Raw genomic sequence first — 5,810 nt, 5'->3', positions numbered from 1 at the left:
TGTTAGCGCAGCGAGAAGTTTACCGGGACGGTGAAGCTCAGCGAGGCCTGCGTCATCTCCGCCGGGAACGACGGCAGCGGCTGCGCGCGGTGGATCATCGCCATGGTTTCAGCGTCGAGCGCGGAGTAGCCGGACGAGCGCGCGAGGCGGCTGGCGAGAACCTGGCCGCTGCGGCCGACGGTGAAGCTGAGCATCGCGGTGCCCTGCTCGCCCGCGGCCTTCGAGGCCGACGGATATTGCTTGAAGCGGGCGAGATGTGCGGCCAGACGATCGCGATAGGCCGGCAATGCGGCGGCCGCCGCGGCGCGGCCCGCTTGCGGGAAAGATTGCAGCGCGGCCTGACGCTCGGCGCGGGGCGCCGCCGTGGTGCGCGGCGCAAGCGGGTCGCGCGAGTCCGGCTTGGCCTCGGCGCGCTTGCGCTTGGCCTCTTCATGCGTCGCGCGCTTCGGCTCCGGCTTGAGCTTCGCAGCCGGCTTCACCAGCTCGGCCTGCTTCGGCGCATCCGGCTTCACCGCTGCGGGCTGTTCGGCAGCCTTGGCCGGCGGCGGCAGCGCCACCTCGGGCGCCGGCGCGACCGGGACAGGCACGGCTTGCGGCTCGGCTTGTGGTTCGATCGGCGGCTGAGGCTGCAGCTCGGCCTGCTGCCGCACCGGCTCGTTCGTCGGTTTTTCCAGCGCGGCCCGCTCGGCCTCCGGCTGCGCCTGCTGCATCTGCGGGCCCGGCGCGAGATCCTGCGGCTGCACCGCGGGCGCGGCGGGGGCCGGCGACAGATCGACCATGATGGCCGGCATCTCGACGCCAGGCATCGGGACCTGCTGATACCAGGCGAGCGCGGCGGCGATCAGCAGCAGATGCGCCGCGACGATGGCGATCGCCGACGCCATCCATTGCGAGGCGCGGCCGCGGCCCGGCTCGTCGTGCAGCACGTACGCGTTCATGGCGTGTCGCGCCCGTCGAGGCCGACCAGCGCGACCTTGAGATAGCCGGCGTCGCGCAAGAGATTCATCACCGCCATCAGCTCGCCGTAGCTGACCGCCTTGTCGGCGCGCAGGAAGATGCGCTCGTCCTTGTTGCTGTTCGTCGCGCTCGCCAGTGCGTCGCCGAGCGCGTCGCGCGCCACCGGGCTTTCGCCGATCGCCAGCGTCAGGTCGGATTGCAGCGTCAGATACACCGGCTTGTCCGGGCGCGGCTGCGGAGCGGCGGTGGAAGCCGGCAGATCGACACCGAGATCGACGGTGGCGAGCGGCGCCGCGACCATGAAGATGATCAGCAGCACCAGCATCACGTCGATGAACGGCGTGACGTTGATCTCGTGCGCGAGCGCGAGATCGTCCTCCGCGGCTTGCCGCCGTCCGCCGAGCCGCACGCCCATGCCCTACTCCGCGGCCCGCGCCATCAGCCGCGCCGAGCGGCCGCGATCGCGGCTGACCAGCAGCAGCACCTGCGCGGACGCATCGCCGAGCAGCGCGCGATAATTGGCGATCTGGCGGACCAGATAGTTGTAGATCACGACCGCCGGCACCGCGGCGACGAGACCGAGCGCGGTGGCGAGCAGCGCCTCGGCGATGCCGGGCGCAACAATGGCCAAATTCGTTGTATGCGCCTCGGAGATGCCGATGAAGGCATTCATGATGCCCCACACCGTGCCGAACAGGCCGACGAACGGCGCCACCGCGCCGATGGTGGCAAGGATGCCGGTGCCGCGCGCGATCTTGCGCGACATCGCTGCCTCGGTGCGCTCCAGCCGCAGCGCGACGCGCTCCTTGAAATCGTCGTCGAATGTCCAGCCGGACAGCTGCGCTTCGCGTGTCGCGGTCTGGATCAACTGACCGACACCGTCTTGCGCCTCGGTGCCGCGCAGCTCGGCCAGCGTGGTGTCGGTCTCGAGCGACGCGAGCGCCGCGCGGGCGCGCGCGGTTTCGCGGCGCAGTTCCACGGTCTTCGACAGCCAGACCGTCCAGGTCGCCAGCGAGGCGAGCGCGAGCCCGGCCATCACCACCTTCACCACGATATCGGCGTTCGCGAACATGCCCCACGGCGACAGATCGCGCGGCAGCGTCGCCAGTGCATTGGCGGCGTGGGCGGCCGCGGAACCGATCAGCAGCAGCGCCGCTGCCACAACGCCGCGCCACGCGGACGTGCGGATCATCAGGCCAATGCGGAACTGCGGCATCATCGACTTTCGGCAGGGACAACAGGGCCGCGACCTATCGCACGGATAGGCGCAGCGAAAAAATCAATTCTGACCGGCGCTTGGCGGCCCATTTACTGGCCTGTCGCACAATCGCGCCGCCCGCGGATTGTTCTGCCTCAAAGCCGCGCAGCAGGCGCGATCACATCGAAAGTTGCAGGTCCCGGCGGCGGTCGCGCCGCAGCGCGGAATAAGCGCGCTCTGCCGCAGCAGATCGGATTTGCGGTCGCGCGGCCGACCTGCCAGACTATGCGGAACAACAACCGGTGCAGCATGCGCCGGCACAACAAGAAACGGGAGGATGCATGAGCGGCTATGAAACGCTCGTGGTCGACCGTCCCGATCCGGCGATCGCCCGGATCGTGATGAACCGGCCGGAGGCGCGCAACGCGCAAAATCTGCAAATGACCTACGACCTCAACGCCGCGTTCGACGACGCGGTGCAGGACGACAGCGTCAAGGTCATCGTGCTCGCCGGCAACGGCCCACACTTCTCCGCCGGCCATGATCTGCGCGCCACCACCAAGAACGAAGCCGGCATCGACTTTGCGCCGGTCGGCGCCTGGGGCGGCTTTCGCGAGCCGGGCGCGCACGGCCGGATGGCGCGCGAGCAGGAGATCTATCTGCAGATCACGCGGCGCTGGCGCAATCTCGCCAAGCCGACGATCGCCGAAGTGCACGGCAAGTGCATCGCCGGCGGCCTGATGCTGGCCTGGGCCTGCGACCTGATCGTCGCTGCCGACAACGCCGAGTTTTGCGATCCCGTGGTGACGATGGGCGTGTGCGGCGTCGAATGGTTCGTGCATCCCTGGGAGCTCGGCCCGCGCAAGGCCAAGGAACTGCTGTTCACCGCCGACAGCTGGAGCGCGCAAGATGCGTACCGGCTCGGCATGGTCAATCACGTCGTGCCCGCCACCGAACTGTCGGACTTCACGCTGCAGCTCGCGATGCGCATCGCCGCGAAGCCGAGCTTCGCGCTGAAGATGACCAAGGAAGCGGTCAACCGCTCGGTCGACATCCAGGGCCAGCCGGCCGCGATCGATCAGGCGTTCGCGCTGCATCAGCTTTGTCACGCTCACAATCTGCAGGAGTTTGGAATGATCGTCGATCCGTCGGGACTGCATCCGTCGGTGCGCAAACAGGTGAAGGTGTAAGCGATGGATCTCACGCCCAGTGACGAACAGCGGCTGCTGCGCGAGAGCGCCGACCGCTTCATCGCCGAGACCTACACGGCCAAGCTGCGCGAGCAGAACGCCAAGGAGCCGTCCGGCTTCAGCGAGGCGATCTGGAAACAGTTCGCCGATCTCGGCTGGCTGGCGCTGCCGCTGCCAGAAGCGCATGGCGGCATCGGCGGCGGCGCGATCGAAGTCGGCATCCTGATGGAAGCATTCGGCCGCGGCCTCGTCAGCGAACCCTATCTGTCGACCGTGGTGCTCGGCGCCGGCCTCGTCGCCGAACACGGCCGCGACGAGCAGAAGGCGGCGCTCCTGCCGCAGATCGCCGAAGGCAAATTACGGCTCGCCTTCGCCCACGCCGAACGCGCGGCGCGCGCGGATCTGGCGCGCGTCGACACCACGGCGCGCAAGGACGGCGAGCACTACGTGCTGAATGGCGCCAAGGTTGCGGTGCTCGATGGCGCGTCGGCCGATCAGCTGATCGTCTCCGCCAAGCTGGCGAACAACGGCAGCTGCTCGCTGCGGCTGTTCCTGGTGCCGCGCGATGCGGCCGGACTGACGCTCGCGGACTATCCGCGGCTCGGCGGCGGACGCGCCTGCAACCTGACGCTGGAGAATGTGCGGGTGCAGGCCGACGCAATGCTCGGGGCCGACAGCGATGCGTATCCGGCGGTCGAAGCCGTGGTCGATCGCGCCCTGGCGGCGATGTCCGCCGAAGCGGTCGGCATGATGCAGACGCTGACCGACAAGACGCTCGACTACACCAAGGTGCGCAAGCAATTCGGCCGGCCGCTCGCCGCCAATCAGGTGGTGCGGCATCGGCTGACCGACATGTCGGTGCAGGTCGATGAAGCCCGTTCGATGGCGCTGCGTGCGGCGCTGAAGGCCGAGGCCGACGCCGCCGAACGCGGCCGAGCCGCCTCCGGCGCCAAGGCCAAGATCGGCAAGGGCGCCCGCTTCGTCGCCGAGCAATCCGTGCAGTTGCATGGTGGCATGGGCGTCACCGAGGAACTCGACGTCGGCGCGTACTTCAAACGGCTGCTGGCGTTTGAGACGCTGTTCGGCGGCAGCACGCATCATTATCGCCGCCACGCCGCGCTCAGCGGCCGGCCTGTTTAAGCAAAGCGAGGCATCGACATGGACATGACCTTCGGCGAGTCCGAACTCGCGTTTCAACAGGAAGTCCGCGACTTCATCGCAGCCAACCTCACGCCCGCGATGAAGCGCGCGGAGTCCCTCAATCCGTCGGTGTTCTCCGAGCCGGAGACCGGCGTGCCGTGGCAGCGCGCCCTCAACGCCAAGGGCTGGGGCGCGCCGGGCTGGCCGGTCGAATATGGCGGCCCCGGCTGGACGCCGGCGCAGCGCTGGATTTTCGAGACCGAATGCGCGCACGCCGGAGTTCCGACCCCGACGCCGATGGGCGTCAAGATGGTCGGCCCGGTGATCATCGGCTTCGGTTCGCCGGAGCAGAAGAACTACTTCCTGCCGCGGATTCTGTCCTGCGAGGACTATTGGTGTCAGGGCTATTCGGAGCCGGGCTCGGGCTCCGACCTGTCGTCGCTCAAGACCCGCGCGGTCCGCGACGGCGACGAGTACGTGATCAACGGCACCAAGATCTGGACCACCCACGCCCACAACGCCAACATGATGTTCGCGCTGGTGCGCACCAGCGACGAGCCGCGGCAGCAGGACGGCATCAGCTTCGTGCTGATCGACATGAAGAGCCCCGGCATCACCATCCGGCCGATCCTGACCATCGGCGGCGACCACGAGGTCAACCAGGTGTTCTTCGACGACGTCCGGATTCCGGCGTCGAACCTCGTCGGCGAGGAAGGCAAGGGCTGGACCTACGGCAAGTACTTGCTGGAATTCGAACGCGGCTCCGGCATCGCCTCGGCGAAGCTGCGCAAGGCGCTGCACAGGACGGCGGAACTCGCCGAGTCGGAGGCGACCGGCCGGGCGATCGAAGATCCGGACATCGCGATCCGGATGTCGGAAGCCGAGGTCGATATCGACGCACTGGAAATGACCGAGCTGCGCGTGCTGTCGGCGCTGCAGAACGGCCAGAACCCCGGCGCGGTGTCGTCGATCCTGAAGTTGCGCACCAGCGAGATCTATCAGGCGGTGAGCCGGCTCGGCGTCGACGTCATCGGCACCGACGGCCTCTATGTCGAGCCGATGCGCCCGCTGCACCGCCTCAACGCCCCGCCGGCGATCCCGGAAGACGAACTCGCCATCATGCCGACCCACCTCAACGGCCGCGCCTACACGATCTTCGGCGGCACCTCGGAGATCCAGCGCGATATCATCAGCAAGCTGGTGCTGGGGCTGTAACAGGACCGCCGCCATTTTGGTTGGCCACATCCACCACGGCGTGGCCCGGGTTCATCGCCCCCCCCCGCCCCCCCGCCGGGTGGGCGGCGGGTCCCGGGGCCCCCGTATTA

Annotated in this window: 6 protein-coding genes; 3 read left to right on the top strand and 3 right to left on the bottom strand. The window is 68.3% G+C overall.

The annotated features are described in order from the left end of the window. Nucleotides 1-2: 2 nt before the first annotated feature. The 3 genes from ACOJTD_RS24510 to exbB are packed head-to-tail and all read right to left on the bottom strand — an operon-like array spanning nucleotide 3 to nucleotide 2,176. The gene (locus ACOJTD_RS24510; RefSeq protein WP_420135453.1) at nucleotides 3-938 is read right to left on the bottom strand and encodes a TonB family protein; all 936 of its coding nucleotides are present in this window, start codon (nucleotides 936-938) and stop codon (nucleotides 3-5) included. Beyond that, nucleotides 935-1,372 (bottom strand): TonB system transport protein ExbD, encoded by a 438-nt coding sequence (gene exbD / locus ACOJTD_RS24505; RefSeq protein ID WP_420135452.1) that lies wholly within the window; start codon nucleotides 1,370-1,372, stop codon nucleotides 935-937. The genes ACOJTD_RS24510 and exbD overlap by 4 nt, the downstream gene beginning before the upstream one ends. A gap of 3 nt (nucleotides 1,373-1,375) precedes the next feature. Further along, nucleotides 1,376-2,176 carry a tonB-system energizer ExbB gene (exbB, locus tag ACOJTD_RS24500; RefSeq protein ID WP_420135451.1) on the bottom strand — a complete coding sequence of 267 codons (801 nt, stop codon included), beginning with the start codon at nucleotides 2,174-2,176 and terminating at the stop codon, nucleotides 1,376-1,378. Between the two features lie 320 nt (nucleotides 2,177-2,496). Here exbB and ACOJTD_RS24495 point away from each other — a divergent pair, with 320 nt between their 5' ends. From ACOJTD_RS24495 to ACOJTD_RS24485, 3 genes are read left to right on the top strand one after another with little or no spacing between them, the layout of a single operon-like run. After that, complete coding sequence (locus tag ACOJTD_RS24495) at nucleotides 2,497-3,345, top strand: enoyl-CoA hydratase (protein WP_420135450.1); 849 nt, start codon at nucleotides 2,497-2,499, stop codon at nucleotides 3,343-3,345. A gap of 3 nt (nucleotides 3,346-3,348) precedes the next feature. Next, the gene (locus tag ACOJTD_RS24490) at nucleotides 3,349-4,485 is read left to right on the top strand and encodes an acyl-CoA dehydrogenase family protein (RefSeq protein ID WP_420135449.1); all 1,137 of its coding nucleotides are present in this window, start codon (nucleotides 3,349-3,351) and stop codon (nucleotides 4,483-4,485) included. A gap of 18 nt (nucleotides 4,486-4,503) precedes the next feature. Beyond that, entirely contained in the window at nucleotides 4,504-5,700 is a 1,197-nt protein-coding gene (locus ACOJTD_RS24485) for an acyl-CoA dehydrogenase family protein (RefSeq protein WP_420135448.1), read from the top strand. Nucleotides 5,701-5,810 lie beyond the last annotated feature (110 nt).

The organism is Rhodopseudomonas sp., assembly GCF_048594845.1.
Classification (GTDB): Bacteria; Pseudomonadota; Alphaproteobacteria; order Rhizobiales; family Xanthobacteraceae; genus Rhodopseudomonas.
Note: the sequence above shows the minus strand (reverse complement) of the source record. Positions and strands in the feature narration are given on the sequence as shown.